Source organism: Novosphingobium hassiacum, from assembly GCF_014196055.1.
Lineage (GTDB): Bacteria > Pseudomonadota > Alphaproteobacteria > Sphingomonadales > Sphingomonadaceae > Novosphingobium > Novosphingobium hassiacum.
The window spans coordinates 787712-803481 of sequence record NZ_JACICY010000001.1; the positions used below are offsets into that span (position 1 = coordinate 787712).

Below are 15770 nucleotides of genomic sequence, written 5' to 3' on the forward strand. Positions count from 1 at the left end.
CTTATGCCTCTTCAGAACTGCTGGCCCGAGACCATCGCAAGATGATCGGCAATCGGGCCAAGTGCGAGCCCGGGCAGGAAGGTGAGGCCCCCCACGACCAGGATGATCGCGATCAGCAACCCGATCCACAGCGGCCCGGTCGTCGGGAACGATCCGGCGGTCTCGGGTGTGTGCTTCTTGGCAGCAAGGCTCCCGGCGATCGCCAGCACCGGCACGATCACGAAGAACCGCCCCAGCCACATCGCGACCGCCAGGAGAGCGTTGTAGAACGGCGTGCCGGCGCTCAGCCCGGCGAAGGCCGATCCGTTGTTGCCCGTGCCCGAACTGAACGCATAGAGAATCTCGGAAAACCCGTGCGGACCCTTGTTCAACGGCCCTGCAAGACCCTCCGGCATCACCGCGCTCACCGCCGTCAGGCCAAGTATGCACAGCGGCAGCATCGCAATCGCCAGCACCGCCAGCTTGACCTCGCGCGCCTCGATCTTCTTGCCGACGTATTCCGGCGTCCGGCCCACCATCAGCCCCGCCACGAACACCGCCAGCAGTGCGAACAGCAGGAACCCGTAGATACCTGCGCCAACCCCGCCGACGACGACTTCGCCGATCTGCATGTTGAACAGCGGGATCATCCCGCCCAGCGCGGTAAAGCTGTCATGCATCGCGTTGACCGCGCCGCACGATGCCGCCGTGGTGACGACCGAGAACAGCGCGCTGGCGGCAATCCCGAAGCGGACCTCCTTGCCTTCCATATTGCCGCCGGCAGCGCCAAGCTGGTGCAGGATCGGATTGCCCGCCGCTTCCTGCCAGTAGGCAACGCTCGCCCCGGCAACGAACAGCACCATCATCGCCGCCAGGATTGCCCAGCCCTGCCGGGTATTGCCGACCGCCTTGCCGAAGCACCACGTCAGGCCCGCACCCAGCGCAAAGATCGACAGCATCTCGACGAAGTTGGTCAAGGCAGTCGGATTTTCGAACGGATGCGCCGAATTGGCGTTGAAGAAGCCGCCACCGTTGGTGCCGAACATCTTGATCGCTTCCTGGCTCGCCACCGGCCCCAGCGCGATCGTCTGCTTGATGCCTTCCAGCGTCGTCACCTCGACCGACGCCGCCAGCGTCTGTGGCACGCCGCTTGCTATCAGGAACAGCGCGTAGACCACGCTTACCGGCAGCAGCAGGTACAGCGTCACGCGTGTGCAATCGGCCCAGAAATTGCCGACACTCGCCACCTCGCGCCGGGCGAAGCCCCGAAACAGCGCGAATGCCACCGCGATGCCGGTCGCCGCCGACAGGAAGTTGTGGATCACCAGCCCGAACATCTGGGAAAAGTTGGAAAGCGCGACCTCGCCCGAATACCACTGCCAGTTGGTGTTGGTGACAAAGCTGATCGCGGTGTTGATCGCGCCGTCCGCCCCAATGCCCGGCAACGCCCGCGGGTTCATCGGCAGCACGCCCTGCAGCCGCAGGACCGTGTATGTGAACACCACCAGCACCAGCTGGAACACCAGCATATGCAGCGCGTAGCGGCGCCACGATTGCTCCGCGTCCGGATCGATGCCCGCGAGCGTGTAGAACCCGCGCTCGACCGGGCCGAGCAGCCGGTGCAATGGCGTGCGCCTGCCTTCGTACAACGCAAACAGCCACATGCCGAATGGCTTGGCCATCGCAAAGACCAGCACGGTAAAGACGAGGATAAGCGTCCAGCCCTGAATCGTCATGTCCTGCACACCCTTCAGAACCGCTCGGGCCGGATCAGCACGGCCAACAGGTAAACGAGCAGCGCCCCGGCGGTCAGTCCCGCCAACGTTAGCGATAAGGTCATGGGTTGGCTCCTCAGGCTTTTTCGCAAAGCCGCACGAAGGCGAGGGTAAGCGCGAACAATCCGGCAAGGATTGCCAGGGCGGTAAAGTCGGTCATGGTTCGAGGATCCCTCACAAGTTGCCGCTGCGGCCGGGGATGGGCACGTGGCGGAACAGCCCCGGGCCCTCGATCGTCAGAGCGATCCCGGCGGCCAGCAGCACGACCGCCACCAAGCATACTGCGTATTCGCTGACCGGCGGCTGATGGCCCTGCGGCACTACCGCCAGACGCCGCGCACAACCGGCCACGCGCCAGCACGCGTAAAGCACGGCGAGCCCCAACCCGCGCAGGCCAAGCTCGGCGGCGGGCCAGCGTTCGCCTTTGCGAAGGCGGTTCAGATTTCCGGACATGGTCACATCCCCACTGCTTTGAGTGAGCCGCAACTGCATCCGATCGCCGTAAAGGTTCTACCCGAAACCCGGTGGAAACCGTAAAGATTCCATAAAGTTCATGGCACCCTGCAAGGGCCGGTTCTATTCGTGAACGATGACCCCGTCTGCCTCCCAACCACTCACCGCCGACCAGCCGACGCCCCATCATCACACTGAGAGCCTGCCGACGATGGCGTTGGGCGCGATCGGCGTGGTGTTCGGCGATATCGGCACTTCACCGCTCTATGCGCTACGCGAAAGCTTCATCGGCCATCACCCCCTCGCGGTGGACCGTGAACACGTGTTCGGCGTGCTCTCGCTGGTATTCTGGACGATGATGCTGGTCGTCACGATCAAGTACGTGTTCATCGTCCTGCGCGCCGACAACAAGGGCGAAGGCGGCAGTCTGGCGCTGCTCGCGCTGATCGACCGCAAGCTGGGTGGCGCCGGCAAGCGCGGCGTGGCCGTGGTCATGCTCGGGCTGGTCGCAACCTCGCTGTTCTACGGCGATGCGATTATCACGCCGGCAATCTCGGTGCTGTCTGCGGTCGAGGGCCTGACCGTGGTCAATCCCGCTTTCGGACGCTACGTCCTGCCGATCTCGATCGCGATCCTGATCGGCTTGTTCTCGATCCAGAAGCGCGGCACGGCGGCGGTCGGCCGCCTGTTCGGCCCGATCATCCTCGTCTATTTCCTCGTGCTCGCGCTCCTCGGCATCCGCGGCATCATGGCCGCGCCCGAAATTCTGTGGGCGCTCAGTCCGCATCATATGATCCGCTTCTTCACGATCGACCCGGGCCTTGCCTTCCTTGCACTCGGCTCGGTCGTGCTCGCAGTCACCGGGGCAGAGGCGCTCTACGCCGACATGGGGCACTTCGGCCGCAAGGCGATCACCGTATCATGGCTCTACGCGGCGTTTCCCTGCCTGATGCTCAATTACCTCGGGCAATCGGCGCTGCTCCTCGTCGACCCGGCCTCGGTCGAGAATCCGTTCTTCCTGATGGCGCCTGAGTGGGCGCGCCTGCCGCTGGTCCTGCTCGCGACGCTGGCGACGATCATCGCCAGTCAGGCGGTCATATCGGGCGCGTTCTCGCTGTCACAGCAGGCGGTGCAGCTCGGTTTTCTCCCCCGGATCAAGATCCTCCACACCAGCGCCAAGGCCGCAGGCCAGATCTACGTGCCCTTGGTCAATTGGGGCCTGCTGGTGCTCGTCGTGATGCTGGTGATCGGCTTCGGCACGTCGAGCAACCTTGCGGCCGCCTATGGCATCGCGGTTACCGGCACGATGTTCATCACCGCCTGCATGCTCGGCGTGCTGACCTTCGCGGTATGGAAGTGGCATCCGCTGCTGGCAGGCCTGGTAACCGGCACATTCCTGCTCGTCGATGGCCTCTACTTCGCCTCGAACATAACCAAAATCCCCGACGGCGGCTGGTTTCCACTGCTGATCGCGGGCGTCACCTTCACCCTGCTCACCACTTGGGCGACCGGCCGCGGACTCGTCCACACGCGGTTGCAGGAAGACGCGATGCCGTTCGACCTGTTCCTCACCTCGATCGGCGACAAGGTCCGCCGCGTCGCAGGCAGTTCGGTGTTCCTGGCATCATCGACCGAAGGCATCCCGCCCGCGCTGCTGCACAACCTCAAGCACAATCACATCCTCCACGAACGCGTCGCGATCCTTACCGTAACGACCGCCAGCGTGCCGCACGTGCCACCCGAACAGCGCAGCGAGGTCGAAGACCTTGGCAGCGGCTTTTATCGTATCGTGCTCGACTATGGCTTCATGGACGAGGTCGATATCCCCGCAGAGCTGGCGCAGGAGAACCGCGCAGGCGGGCCGTTCAAGCCGATGGACACCAGCTACTTCCTCGCCCGCCAGACCCTCATAGCAACCAGCCGTCCCGGCATGGCGATCTGGCGCGAGAGGCTGTTCGCATGGATGGTCCGCAATGCCGAAAGCGCAATGGAGTTCTTCAAACTCCCCACGAACCGCGTCATCGAACTCGGCAGTCAGGTCGAGATCTGAATCCCCTCACCCTCGTCGTTGCGAGGAGGCGAAGCCGACGAAGCAATCCAGATTACAGCGCATGACGCTCTGGATTGCTTCGCTACGCTCGCAATGACGAGCAGTTGGATGTGAGCCCTAAAGGTCCACCCGCAATTCGACGTAAAGCCTGCGCCCCTGTGAGTACGTGAACGCCCCGTTCGGCGCGACCTGCCAGCCGTAATCGTCGAGCGCATTGGCAAGCTGCAAACGCAGCAGCGCCGGCGCTTTCGCCAGCGCAAAGCGATAGCGCAACCCGATGTCCACGCTCTCGCGCGGCGGAGCGAGCAGCCGGTTGCTGGCGTTGCCGACACGGCTCGATAGCCCCTCGGCGCTCACATCGAACGACAGCGGGCTCTCGCCACCATCCGGCCGCCAGTCGAAACTCGCGATCGTCCGGCGCTTGATGCTGCCGACCGGGCGCGCGCCGATGCTGCCGTTGTCGACCAGCGCACCGCTGATCCGCGCGTCGATCAGGACATTGCCCAGCACCACGCTCAAACCCGGTCGCAGCGTGCCCGCCAGCGACATCTCCAGCCCGCGATTGGATGACAGCCCCAGCTGCCGGTACACCGCCTGATCGTCGAGGTTGTAATAAGGCTTTGATATCTCGAACAGGCCCGCCACCAGACTGACCGTGGGCGTCACCGCATAGCGCAGTCCCACATCGGTTTGCCGCGTCCGGATCGCGGGCGGCACCGCGCCGCGATTTGCTGCATTGGCGGGCGCGACCGACACTTCCTCGAACCCGCGCACATAACCACCGTACAACGTCAGCGCCGGGCTCAGGATCAGCGACCCGGTCACGCTCGCGGTCACCGGACGATCGCTCGCCGCTGTCACCAGACCGCTGGACGCAAAGCGCACCGTCTTGCGGTAGCGCGAACCCGATAACCCCAAATCGAGCGAGAACCGCCCCGCGCTCGCCAGAGAATAGCCCAGACCCACCGTGGCCTGACTCGACTTGTCCGTATCATCAGCCCCGAACGTCAGCACCGGACGCGGACGCTGGTCCGAAAAGTTCAGACTGCTCTCACCCAGCGCAATGCGCTGGACCCCTCCAAACCGCCGGTCCCCCGTTCGCCCGCGCAAGCTCAGCGTAACCCGGTGCGCCAATGCCGCATCGCCGAACGCGCGAACCACGCGCACTTCGCCAGACAGCGCCAAGTCGCGGTTGTTGGCATCGGCGACGATCACCCGGTCGGGCGTCGTGCCATCGGCGCGTGTATTGACGAACAGGTCGGTGAACCCGGCGTCGACCCGCCGCTCGGCGCGGAACAGCCCCGCCTCTATCGCCCAAGCCCCCAGCGGCAGCTTGGCCAGCGCACCGAAAATCTCGTGGGTGTTGTCGCGCTCGGCCCAGGTCTGCCCGATCCGCTCGCGCCGCCTGATCGACGGCGGCAGGAAATCGCCCGCCGGAAAGATCGATGGCGCCGCGTCATCGTCATAACTGCGCGAAAACGACTGGAACACCGCCACGCTTGCCCCGGCATAGGGCGTCCACGCCAGCCCGCTCGATACGATATCGGTCTTGTTGTCGCCACCATCCAGCCGCCGCACTCTGCGCAACGTCGCGCCAGCATAGCCCCGCAGATCACGTGCAAGCGTCACTTGCGCATCGAGATTTGCCCACACCGACCCGAATTGCCCGGTCTCCAGCCCCAAGGTCAGCTGATCCGCGCCTCCCGTCGCCGACAGATCGTAGTCAACGATCCCGGTTGGCGCGGGAAAGGGATAGCGTTGCGCGGTGATCCCGACGCGGACCTTGTTGCCCCGCACCAGCCTCACCGGCAACCGGTCCACCGGCGCGAAGTACAGCCCCTCGATCCGCGCATTCCCGGCGTCGACCGGCGAGAACCCGCGCACATCGTCCACGCCATACAGCCCGACGCGCTCGGTCCCCACCGATTCCCCGAAGGCATCACTCGCATTGGCGATCACATTGTCGGTCACGCGCTGCGCCCAGGCAGTAGACGGCAGAGCCAGCCCCGCCAGACACGCCGTGCCCCAGATCCATGCGATAGTACGCGTCATCTTGCCCCGTCCGCAGCCGGAACCGGCCCGCTGCGCTCCTGTCATGGGTCGCAAGGCCGCCCTTGGCGACACCCTTGTTGGCCCGCGGCGGGACACGATTGTTTTCCCGCCGGCAATATTGCAAGGGAGCGCCACCGGGACCACGCAACCTCCCGATCAGGCGCGAGAGCGCTCAAGCGTTGCTTCATCAGGCGGTCGCAGGGCCACAATGGAGCACATCGTGAAGCTGAGCCTGAAGTTTACCTTGCTGGCCATGGCCGCTGTTCCGACGGTGGCACCCGCCGAGCCCCCGCGCCTCCAACGCGCGATAGGCAACCCGACCGACCTCACCGTCACCGGCAGCATCCGCCTGCGCTACGAAAGCCTCACCGGCCAGCCGCGCATCAACCTCCCGCCGACCGACGAGCAACTCGCGCTGCGCACCACGCTTGCCGTCGAATACAAGGCCACGCCCCACTTTCGCATCGGCGCGGAAATGTACGACAGCCGCGCGTGGCTGGGCGAGCCGGGCTCCTCGGTCAATGCCAATGACGTCAACACGCTCGAATTCGTGCAGGCCTACGTCGCAGGCGATTTTGCCCCGTCCAAGGGCACCAGGGTCGCGTTCCAGGCCGGCCGCTTCGCCCTCAACCTCGGCTCGCGCCGCTTCGTCGCCGCCGACGACTACCGCAACACCACCAGCGGCTACACCGGCCTGCGCGCCGACCTGAAAACACGCGAAGGCACCAGCGCGACGCTGATCTACACGCTCCCGCAGGTCCGCCTGCCCGACGATCAGGGCTCGGTCCTGCGTAACCGTTACGGTCTCGACAGGGAGAGCTTCGACCTGCGGCTCTGGGGCGGCGTGATATGGCGACCCAGGACCGTGTTCGGCGCGGCAGCCGAAGCATCCTACTTTCGCCTGCAGGAACGCGACGCACCCGGTCGGCTCACCCGTGACCGCGATCTCCACACGGTGGCCGCGCGCCTGATCCGCGAACCCGCATCGGGCCAACCCGACTTCGAGATCGAAGGCGCGTGGCAATTCGGCCAGGTCAGCGCCTCGACCCAGGCCACCCTCGACGTCGGCGCTTGGTTCCTCCACGCCGATGCCGGTTACACCTTCCCCGGCCGCACCCGCCTGCGCCTGTCGGTCGAATATGACCGCGCCAGCGGCGATGGCCCGGGCGGTAGCTATGGCCGGTTCGACACGCTGTTCGGCATGCGCCGCGCCGACTTCAGCCCGTCGGGCGTACTCGCCGCGATCGGCCGCACCAACATCAACAGCCCCGGTGTCCGCGCCGAAGTCGCCCCAGGTAAACGCCTCGACGCGTTCATTTCCTACCGTCCGATGTGGCTGGCCGAGCGCACCGATGCTTTCGCCACCACCGGCGTGCGCGATGCTACCGGTCGCTCCGGATCGTTTGCCGGGCACCAGCTTGAAGGTCGGATGCGCTACTGGGTCGTGCCAGGCTTCCTGCGCGGCGAAGTCAACGCGCTGTGGCTGGCAAAAGGTCGCTTCCTCAAAACCGCCCCCAACGCTCCGCACACCGGCAACACCAGCTACGTCAGCACCGCGCTTACCGCGACGTTCTGAGTCCCAAGCAAATCTCGAACGAGCGCAACCAAACCCGCCTAGAAAAGTCAACCAAATCAGTAGATGTAACGCAAATAAAGCGCGCATAGATCATCAGGTATGTGCCATACGAAGGCATCGCGCTGTGATGGTTCCGACAGGGCCGAACTTTTAGAGCACTGCGCCCACATGCGCGCGGCCCCGGCTCTCGGCCAGCCGCTCTTGCCGGTGCCGCTCGCGTGCCGAGGCGCGCTGCTCGTCGCTGCGCTCGCCATGACACGCCGCGCAACTGACGCCCTCCTCGTACAGCGGTGACGAGCGCCCCGCCGCGTCCACCGGGCGGCGGCAGCAGAAGCACAGCGAATGCGTCCCCGGCGCCAGCCCGTGCCCCACGGTCACGCGCTGGTCGAACACGAAGCATTCGCCACGCCACAGGCTCTCGTCCTGCGGCACGGTCTCCAGATACTTCAGAATCCCGCCCTTGAGGTGATAGACATCGTCAACGCCCTCCTGCTTCAGGAACGCGGTCGACTTCTCGCAGCGGATGCCGCCGGTACAGAACATCGCCACCTTCGGCGGCTTTCCCTGCCCCAGCAAGCGCTCGCGCTCTGCCCGGAACCACGCCGGAAAATCGCGAAAACTTGCCGTCCCCGGATCGATCGCGCGCGCAAACGTGCCTGCGGCCACCTCGTAGTCGTTGCGCGTGTCGATCACGATCGTGTCCGGATCGGCGATCAGCGCATTCCAGTCGAGCGGATCGACATACGTCCCCACGCTCGCACGCGGGTCGATGTCGGGCTGCCCCATCGTCACGATCTCGCGCTTTACCCGCACTTTCGTCCGGTGGAACGGCATCGCCTCCGCACTCGAGAACTTGACGTCCACGTCCGCGCAATCCGGCATCGCGCGGATCGCCCCAAGCACCGCCGCGATCCCCTCGGCAGACCCCGCGATCGTCCCGTTGACCCCCTCGCGCGCAATCAGCAACGTCCCGCGCACGCCATTGGCACGACAAACCCGCTCAAGCTCCGCACGAACGCCTGCGCAATCCTCTACCCGCGCGAAGCGGTAGAGCGCGGCAACTGTCACCGGTCCATCAGGGCGATCATTCACATCCATCCCCGCCCCATAGCGCCGACGCCGCAAAAAGCCACGCCCGCAGCGTCAGTCCCCCGGAACGAATGATCCGCCCATTCTCCCAGCGTAATCCCGTGGGTGCACAACTTTGGCGACGCCTCAGCCCGAATTGGCAGGTTCCGGCGTGCTGTAGCGTGAAGCGGACATGTGGGGCAGCAGGTCTCCATGTCAGTAAGGGCCAGAGGTGCCCAAGCGCACTGTCCAAGGCGGTCCCGCAGCTATTGCACGTCTGGCGCGAGGGTGATCTCGAACCCTGATCGGCCGAAGTCGCGGCGGCGTCCGCACGGATCGTGCCCTGCATCAGTTCGAGCATCAGCGAGAAGCCAGCCGGCTCCAGGATCGAGCGCAGCGTCGGCGCAATGCTTTCGAATTCCGCAGCGAAATCAATCTCGGTCAGGACGAGATCCAGTCGGCCGCTGTCGGCCAGCCTGACGCTACGCAGATCCTCCACCAGTCATGGGCGATCTGCGCATTCCATACACTCACGTCGTCGGCCATCCGTTCGCTAGGCGACCCCCACACGATCTCCACATAGTCTCGACGTTCACGCAACGCGGTCAGGCGAATGGCCGCACCATGATCACTGTTCCCACCTTGCGCCGCTTCCTGCCGTTGTTGCTGCTGCTGCCGCCTCTGGCCGGGTGCGTCGCCGATGCGCCTGCCGCCTCGCCGACTGCGGTGGAGGTGCTGACGACCGTCGTCGCCGCCGCGCCCGTGACGGTGGCGGACGAACTGCCCGGCCGCGTCGTCGCATGGCGCATCGCGGAGATTCGCCCGCAGGTCGGTGGGATCGTCCAGCGCCGGCTGTTCGAGCAAGGCGCGCTGGTCCGTGCCGGGCAGCCGTTGTTCCAGATCAGCGCGGCACCTTATCGCGCGGATGCCGATACCGCGCGGGCGACGCTGGCGAAAGCGTCGGCCACCTATACGAGGACCAAAGTCCAGGCCGAGCGGTTGAAGCCGCTGGTCGCGGCCGACGCGATCAGCCGGCAGAGCTATGACGACGCCGTTGCCGCTCGCGATCAGGCGGCCGCAGAGGTGAGCGAAGCGCGTGCGACGCTGCGGCGGCGACAGCTCGACGTCGGCTTCTCACGCGTAGCCGCGCCGATCGCGGGGCGGATCGGTGCGGCCAATGTGACCGAAGGGGCGTTGGTGACGACGGGCGACGCCAGCCCGCTGGCAACGGTCCAGCAGATCGACCGCGTCTATATCGACATTCGCCAGCCTGCCGAGCGCTATGCCGCGTTGCGGGCCTCGGGACAGGCCGCGGGGCCGGTCGAGATCGTCACTGCCGCCGGACGGGTTCATCCCAACAAGGGGCGTATCCTGTTCTCCGGCATCGCCGTCGATCCCGGTACGGGCGACGTGCTGGTTCGCGTCGCGGTCGACAATCCGGGCGAGCTGCTGCTGCCTGGCATGTTCGTCCGCGCGCGCCTGTTCCAGGCGACCCCATCCGACGCGCTGACCGTCCCGCAACAGGCGGTCACTCGCGATGGCCAAGGGCGCGCACAAGTCAGCATCGTCGACCAGCAGGACCGGGTGCGCGTCCGCCCCGTCATCGTGGGTGCGGTCGTGAACGGGCAATACGTCATTCTTTCGGGTCTCAGGCGCGGCGACCGGGTGATCGTCGAGGGGCAGGACCGCGTCCAGCCCGACACGCCGGTCAAGCCGCTACCCTGGCGCGCGCGCTGAGAGGTTTAGACAATGCCCCGTTTCTTCATTGACCGCCCGGTCTTCGCCTGGGTCATCGCGATCGTCATCATGCTGGCGGGCGCTATCGCCTTGCCGCAGATGCCGGTCGCCCGCTTCCCCAGTGTCGCGCCACCCAGTGTCAGCATCTACGCCACTTATCCCGGCGCCACGCCGCAAACGCTGAACGACAGCGTCGTCTCGCTGATCGAGCGTGAAATGTCGGGTGTAAAGAACCTGCTCTATTTCGACAGCAGCACCGACACCTCGGGCAGTGCGACCGTCACGGCCACGTTTCGCCCCGGCACCGATGTCGAAATGGCTCAGGTCGACGTGCAGAACCGGCTGAAGACGATCGAGGCGCGACTGCCGCAGGCAGTGCGCCAGATGGGTGTCACGGTCGAATCGGCATCATCAGGCTTCCTGATGATCGTGAGCCTGATGTCCGACGACGGCCGCCGCGACGAAGTTGCGCTGACCGACTATATGACCCGCAACATCGTCGATGAACTCAAGCGTGTCCCGGGTGTCGGCCGCGTACAGAACTTCTCTGCCGAACGCGCGATGCGGATATGGATCGATCCTGCGAAGCTGGCCGGATATGGCCTGACCGCAAGCGACGTGACTGCCGCCATCGCCGAGCAAAATGCCCAGGTCGCCCCCGGTGCGCTGGGCACAGAGCCGACCACGCAGAGCCAGCGGGTCACGGTCCCGCTGACCGTCGACGGTCAGTTGAAGACGCCCGAGGATTTCGCCGCGATCATTCTGAAAGCCAGTACCGACGGCTCGTCGGTCACGCTGGACAAGGTCGCGCGGATCGAGCTGGGTCGCCAGAGCTTCGGCACCGCGACCCGCGAAAACGGCAAGGGCGCCGCTTCCGCTGCGATCCAGTTGTCGCCGGGCGCGAATGCAGTGGCCGTGTCGAAGTTGGTGAACGCGCGCATGGCGGAGCTGTCGCGCGCGTTTCCCGCGGGCGTCAGTTGGTCCGCGCCGTTCGACACCGCGCCCTTCGTAAAGGTGTCGATCGAGAAGGTGCTGTACACATTGCTGGAGGCGATGGTCCTCGTTTTCCTGGTTATGTACCTGTTCCTGCAGAAGATTCGCTACACCCTGATCCCGGCCATCGTCGCGCCGATCGCCCTGCTCGGCACGATCGCAGTGATGTTGATGACGGGCTATTCGATCAATGTGCTGACGATGTTCGGCATGGTGCTGGCGATCGGCATCATCGTCGACGACGCCATCGTCGTGGTCGAGAATGTCGAGCGGCTGATGCACGAGGAACATTTGCCCCCGCGCGAGGCAACGATCCGCGCCATGGCGGAGATCACGCCAGCGATCATCGGCATCACCCTGGTTCTGTCGGCCGTCTTCATTCCCATGGCGCTCGCATCGGGATCGGTCGGCACCATCTACCGCCAGTTCACGATGGCGATGGCGGTTTCCATCCTGTTTTCCGCCTTCCTCGCGCTCACCCTGACGCCTGCGCTCTGCGTGACGCTGTTGAAGCCCGTCGAGCGGGAGCGGCCGAAGAACCGCGTCTTCCAGGCGTTCGACCGCTGGTTCGAGCGAACGACGGTGCGGTACGAGGCCTGGGTCGGCAAGCTTCTGAAACGCGCCGGCCGGATGATGGCGATCTTCGCGCTGCTGGTCGGGTTGCTCGGTATTGGGTTCGTCAACCTGCCGTCGTCATTCCTGCCCCAAGAGGATCAGGGCTATTACATGACGACCATCCAACTGCCCGCGGACGCGACCGCTAGCCGCACGATGGAGGCGGTAAAGGCTTTCGAACGCTTTGCTGCGGGCCGCCCGGGGGTGCTGACGACCCAGGCAATCCTTGGCTTCGGCTTTTCCGGCTCCGGCGCCAATGCCGCGATGATCTACACCATTCTCAAACCAGGCATCAATGCTCGGGCGGAAGTCGCCGCCGCCGATGCGGCGATGGCCAAGGCAGTCCACGAAGGTTCGGTCATGAACATGATGCCCCCTGCGATCGAGGAATTGGGGACGTCGTCGGGTTTCACGCTCCGGCTGGAGGATCGCGCGGGACACGGACGACAGGCGCTCGCCGCAGCAAGTGATCAGCTGCTCCGACTTGCCGCCAAAGACGGCAAACTGGCAGCCGTAAATGCCGATGGCCTGCCGGCCGGCACCAACGTTCGTCTGGACATCGATCGGGCGAAGGCGCGCGCATTGGGCGTTTCGTTCACCGCGATCAACGACATGATCGGCACGTCGCTAGGCAGTTCCTACGTCAACGATTTTCCAAATCAGGGCCGCTTGCAGCAGGTCATCGTGCAGGCCGATGCACCGTCCCGCATGAACCTCGATGACGTACTTGCGCTGCGCGTCCGCAACGAGACCGGAGGGACGGTGCCGCTGTCCGAACTCGTGACGCCGACGTGGCAGCGCGGCCCGCTGCAGCTGGCCAACTATAACAGCTATCCTTCGATCAGCATCACTGGCTCGCCCGCCTCCGGCGTATCGAGCGGCGATGCGATGAAGGCGATGGAGGCCATTGCCGTCAAGCTGCCGCGCGGCTTCGCGATCGACTGGACCGGCGCGTCGCTGCAGGAGCGCGAGGCGGGCGCACAAGCGCCGATGCTGCTGGCGCTATCGATGCTGGTCGTTTTCCTGGTGCTGGCCGCTCTCTATGAAAGCTGGGCGATCCCGGTCTCGGTCATGCTGGTAGTGCCGCTGGGGCTGATCGGGGCCGTCGCCGCGGTGCTGCTGCGCGGCATGCCGAACGATATCTTCTTCCGCGTGGGCCTCATCACCATCATCGGCCTCAGCGCCAAGAATGCGATTCTGATCGTCGAGTTCGCCAAAGGCTATCGAGAACAGGGCATGAGCCTGGTCGATGCGGCCATTGCGGCGGCCAGGGTTCGGCTGCGGCCGATCGTGATGACCAGCCTGGCCTTCACGCTGGGCGTGATGCCGCTGATGCTGGCACGCGGGGCCAGTGCGGAGACGCAGACGGCGATCGGCACCGGTGTCTTCGGCGGTATGATTACCGGCACGGTGCTGGCCGTCATTTTCGTACCCGTCTTCTTCGTGGTCGTGCTCAGCTTGGCGGAACGTTGGCGAGGAGGAAGGGCATGACGATGCGCGTCCTCACCCTCGGGCTGTTGCTGACGACAACCGCCTGCTCGATGACCCCGAAGCTGACCCTGCCAACGCCGCCGGTCGCCGCCACCTATCCGGTCGAGATAGACGGAGAGGCTGTGCCCGAATGGCAGGCCATGTTCGCCGATGCCCGGCTGCAGACGCTGATTACGCTGGCGCTGAGCGAAAATCGCGATCTGCGCATGGCGGCGCTCAATGCCGAAGCGGCACGCGCGCAGATCCGCGTCCAGCGTGCCCAAGGCTTGCCCAGCGTCAATCTCGACACGGCTTATACGCGCCAGCGCCAGCCCGTCGGCGTGGCGAGGGCAGGCGGCGGATTGAACACGGGCGACGCAGCCGGTGCCTCCTTCGGTCAGGTCACCGTGCAGGCAGCACTGACCAATTTCGAGATTGACCTGTTCGGTCGGCTCCGTGCCCAGAATGCCGCCGCGACAGAGCGCTACCTGGCTTCGCGCGAGGGGCAGCGCGCGGTGCGGCTGACAGTGATCGGAGCGGTCGCTGACACCTATCTGGCCGAGCGGCTGGCCGAAGAGCAGCTACAGCTGACCGAAGCGACGCTGGCCGAATGGCAGGCTTCCCTGACGCTTGCCCGCCAGCTCCACGATGCGGGCCAGTCAAGCGGTCTGGATCTCGCGCAGGCCGAGGGGCAGGTCCGCCAGGCTCAGGCCGACGTGGCGCAACGCCAGCGCGAACGGCAGCAGGCAACCAATGGGCTGGTCGCCGCAGTCGGCGCGCCGATTCCGGCCGATCTTCCCCCGCCGATCAGCCTGGGAGCGCAACCGATCCGCACTGCGCTGGCCGCCTACACCCCATCCGACCTGCTCACCCGCCGTCCCGACATCATGCAGGCCGAACATGAGCTGAGCGCTGCCAATGCCGACATCGGTGCGGCACGCGCGGCTTTCTTCCCACGGCTGTCGCTCACCGGTGCGTTCGGCTTCGCCAGCGCCGCGCTTCAGACGCTGTTCCAGTCGGGCAACCAGAGCTGGTCCTATGCGCCTGCGGTGTCCGTGCCGATCTTTCGCGGCGGAGAGCTCAAGGCCACACTCGACCTCTCGCGTATCCGGACCTCGATCGCCGTTGCCAACTACGAGAAAACGATCCAGACCGCCTTTCGCGAAGTCTCCGACGGCCTTGCCGCCCGTGCCACCTTCTCGACGCAGCGCACCGCCCAGAGCGAGGCCGTGCAGCAGGCCGAACGGCGGCTCGCACTCGCCCGCCTGGCCTATCGCGCGGGGGTGACAAGCCGGCTCGAACTGCTCGACGCACAGCGCACCGTCTACGCCGCGCGGCAGACGATGCTCAGCGTGCGTCATGCCGAACTCACCAGCGCAACCGCCCTCTATCGCGCGCTCGGGGGCGCCTCGTGATGAAAGGACATAAGACAACGATGGCTCGGCCCCGTGTGACGCTCCTCCCCGCAGAGCCAGCCGATTTCCCCGCCTTCAAACGCGACCTGCAGGCCGCCTTTGCACTCGCAGTTGTCGAGGAGATGGGCGGCCTTCCGGACGGGCCGATCCCGTCCGATGCGGATCTAGATGACGCGATGGCCGCGCCCAATGCGATCGTCCTGCACATCGTGCACGATGGCCGCAGGGTCGGTGGCGCGGTCGTGACGATCAACCGCGATACGCAGGCCAATTCCCTCGACCTTCTGTTCATCGCGATCGGGAACCACGGACAGGGTCTCGGCAAGGCAGCCTGGTCGGCGATCGAGGCAGTGTTTCCCGACACCCGCATCTGGGAGACGGTCACGCCGTATTTCGAGAAGCGGAACATCCATTTCTACGTCAACGTCTGCGGGTTCCATATCGTCGAATATTATCACGAACGAAATCCCGATCCCCATACACCCAGCCCGACCGGACTACCGGACGACAGCGACATGTTTCGCTTCGTGAAGCAGATGCGGCAGCCTTCAGGCTAGGGAGACAAGGATAGCCAACACTGTGTGCCG

General features: G+C 65.4%; 12 protein-coding genes. 6 read left to right on the forward strand and 6 right to left on the reverse strand.

Annotated features, from left to right (window positions below; all coding sequences use genetic code 11):
- Positions 1–11: 11 nt before the first annotated feature.
- The 3 genes from kdpA to GGQ88_RS03980 form a co-directional block, all read right to left on the reverse strand.
- Positions 12–1715: a potassium-transporting ATPase subunit KdpA gene (gene kdpA, locus GGQ88_RS03970; RefSeq protein WP_183611775.1), complete on the reverse strand. Its 1704-nt coding sequence runs from the start codon at positions 1713–1715 to the stop codon at positions 12–14.
- A gap of 14 nt (positions 1716–1729) precedes the next feature.
- Positions 1730–1819, reverse strand: coding sequence for a potassium-transporting ATPase subunit F (locus tag GGQ88_RS03975; protein ID WP_183611776.1), 90 nt, complete (start codon positions 1817–1819; stop codon positions 1730–1732).
- Positions 1820–1928: 109 nt separating this feature from the next.
- On the reverse strand, positions 1929–2207 hold the full coding sequence (locus tag GGQ88_RS03980) for a hypothetical protein (RefSeq protein ID WP_183611777.1): 279 nt from the start codon (positions 2205–2207) through the stop codon (positions 1929–1931).
- Between the two features lie 136 nt (positions 2208–2343).
- On the opposite strand from GGQ88_RS03980, the gene GGQ88_RS03985 reads away from it, so the two are divergent.
- A complete protein-coding gene (locus GGQ88_RS03985; RefSeq protein ID WP_183611778.1) occupies positions 2344–4257 on the forward strand; it encodes a potassium transporter Kup in 1914 nt (637 codons plus the stop codon).
- A 117-nt stretch (positions 4258–4374) separates the two neighbouring features.
- On the opposite strand, the gene GGQ88_RS03990 is transcribed toward GGQ88_RS03985, so the two are convergent.
- Positions 4375–6309 carry a TonB-dependent receptor gene (locus GGQ88_RS03990; protein WP_183611779.1) on the reverse strand — a complete coding sequence of 645 codons (1935 nt, stop codon included), beginning with the start codon at positions 6307–6309 and terminating at the stop codon, positions 4375–4377.
- A 220-nt stretch (positions 6310–6529) separates the two neighbouring features.
- Between GGQ88_RS03990 and GGQ88_RS03995 the strand changes: the two genes are divergently transcribed.
- Positions 6530–7885, forward strand: a complete 1356-nt coding sequence (locus GGQ88_RS03995; RefSeq protein ID WP_343057075.1) for an alginate export family protein — start codon at positions 6530–6532, stop codon at positions 7883–7885.
- A gap of 150 nt (positions 7886–8035) precedes the next feature.
- Here the strand turns inward: GGQ88_RS03995 and trhO are convergent, their stop codons facing one another.
- Positions 8036–8983: an oxygen-dependent tRNA uridine(34) hydroxylase TrhO gene (gene trhO / locus GGQ88_RS04000; protein WP_183611780.1), complete on the reverse strand. Its 948-nt coding sequence runs from the start codon at positions 8981–8983 to the stop codon at positions 8036–8038.
- Positions 8970–9452, reverse strand: a complete 483-nt coding sequence (locus GGQ88_RS04005) for a hypothetical protein (protein ID WP_183611781.1) — start codon at positions 9450–9452, stop codon at positions 8970–8972. The genes trhO and GGQ88_RS04005 overlap by 14 nt, the downstream gene beginning before the upstream one ends.
- A 125-nt stretch (positions 9453–9577) precedes the next feature.
- On the opposite strand from GGQ88_RS04005, the gene GGQ88_RS04010 reads away from it, so the two are divergent.
- From GGQ88_RS04010 to GGQ88_RS04025, 4 genes are read left to right on the forward strand one after another with little or no spacing between them, the layout of a single operon-like run.
- Positions 9578–10690 carry an efflux RND transporter periplasmic adaptor subunit gene (locus GGQ88_RS04010; RefSeq protein WP_183611782.1) on the forward strand — a complete coding sequence of 371 codons (1113 nt, stop codon included), beginning with the start codon at positions 9578–9580 and terminating at the stop codon, positions 10688–10690.
- A 12-nt stretch (positions 10691–10702) separates the two neighbouring features.
- On the forward strand, positions 10703–13789 hold the full coding sequence (locus tag GGQ88_RS04015) for a multidrug efflux RND transporter permease subunit (protein ID WP_183611783.1): 3087 nt from the start codon (positions 10703–10705) through the stop codon (positions 13787–13789).
- Positions 13786–15183, forward strand: coding sequence for an efflux transporter outer membrane subunit (locus tag GGQ88_RS04020; RefSeq protein ID WP_246385422.1), 1398 nt, complete (start codon positions 13786–13788; stop codon positions 15181–15183). Before GGQ88_RS04015 ends, GGQ88_RS04020 begins: the two co-directional genes overlap by 4 nt.
- A gap of 20 nt (positions 15184–15203) precedes the next feature.
- Positions 15204–15740 carry a GNAT family N-acetyltransferase gene (locus GGQ88_RS04025; RefSeq protein ID WP_183611784.1) on the forward strand — a complete coding sequence of 179 codons (537 nt, stop codon included), beginning with the start codon at positions 15204–15206 and terminating at the stop codon, positions 15738–15740.
- The last annotated feature ends 30 nt before the right edge of the window (positions 15741–15770 follow it).

Excerpts from the sequence above, each read along its gene's own strand:
- kdpA (WP_183611775.1), bottom strand. The coding sequence starts at position 1,715 with ATGACGATTCAGGGCTGGACGCTTATCCTCGTCTTTACCGTGCTGGTC.
- GGQ88_RS03975 (WP_183611776.1), bottom strand. The coding sequence starts at position 1,819 with ATGACCTTATCGCTAACGTTGGCGGGACTGACCGCCGGGGCGCTGCTC.
- GGQ88_RS03980 (WP_183611777.1), bottom strand. The coding sequence starts at position 2,207 with ATGTCCGGAAATCTGAACCGCCTTCGCAAAGGCGAACGCTGGCCCGCC.
- GGQ88_RS03985 (WP_183611778.1), top strand. The coding sequence starts at position 2,344 with ATGACCCCGTCTGCCTCCCAACCACTCACCGCCGACCAGCCGACGCCC.
- GGQ88_RS03990 (WP_183611779.1), bottom strand. The coding sequence starts at position 6,309 with ATGACGCGTACTATCGCATGGATCTGGGGCACGGCGTGTCTGGCGGGG.
- trhO (WP_183611780.1), bottom strand. The coding sequence starts at position 8,983 with ATGGATGTGAATGATCGCCCTGATGGACCGGTGACAGTTGCCGCGCTC.
- GGQ88_RS04010 (WP_183611782.1), top strand. The coding sequence starts at position 9,578 with ATGATCACTGTTCCCACCTTGCGCCGCTTCCTGCCGTTGTTGCTGCTG.
- GGQ88_RS04015 (WP_183611783.1), top strand. The coding sequence starts at position 10,703 with ATGCCCCGTTTCTTCATTGACCGCCCGGTCTTCGCCTGGGTCATCGCG.
- GGQ88_RS04020 (WP_246385422.1), top strand. The coding sequence starts at position 13,786 with ATGACGATGCGCGTCCTCACCCTCGGGCTGTTGCTGACGACAACCGCC.
- GGQ88_RS04025 (WP_183611784.1), top strand. The coding sequence starts at position 15,204 with ATGGCTCGGCCCCGTGTGACGCTCCTCCCCGCAGAGCCAGCCGATTTC.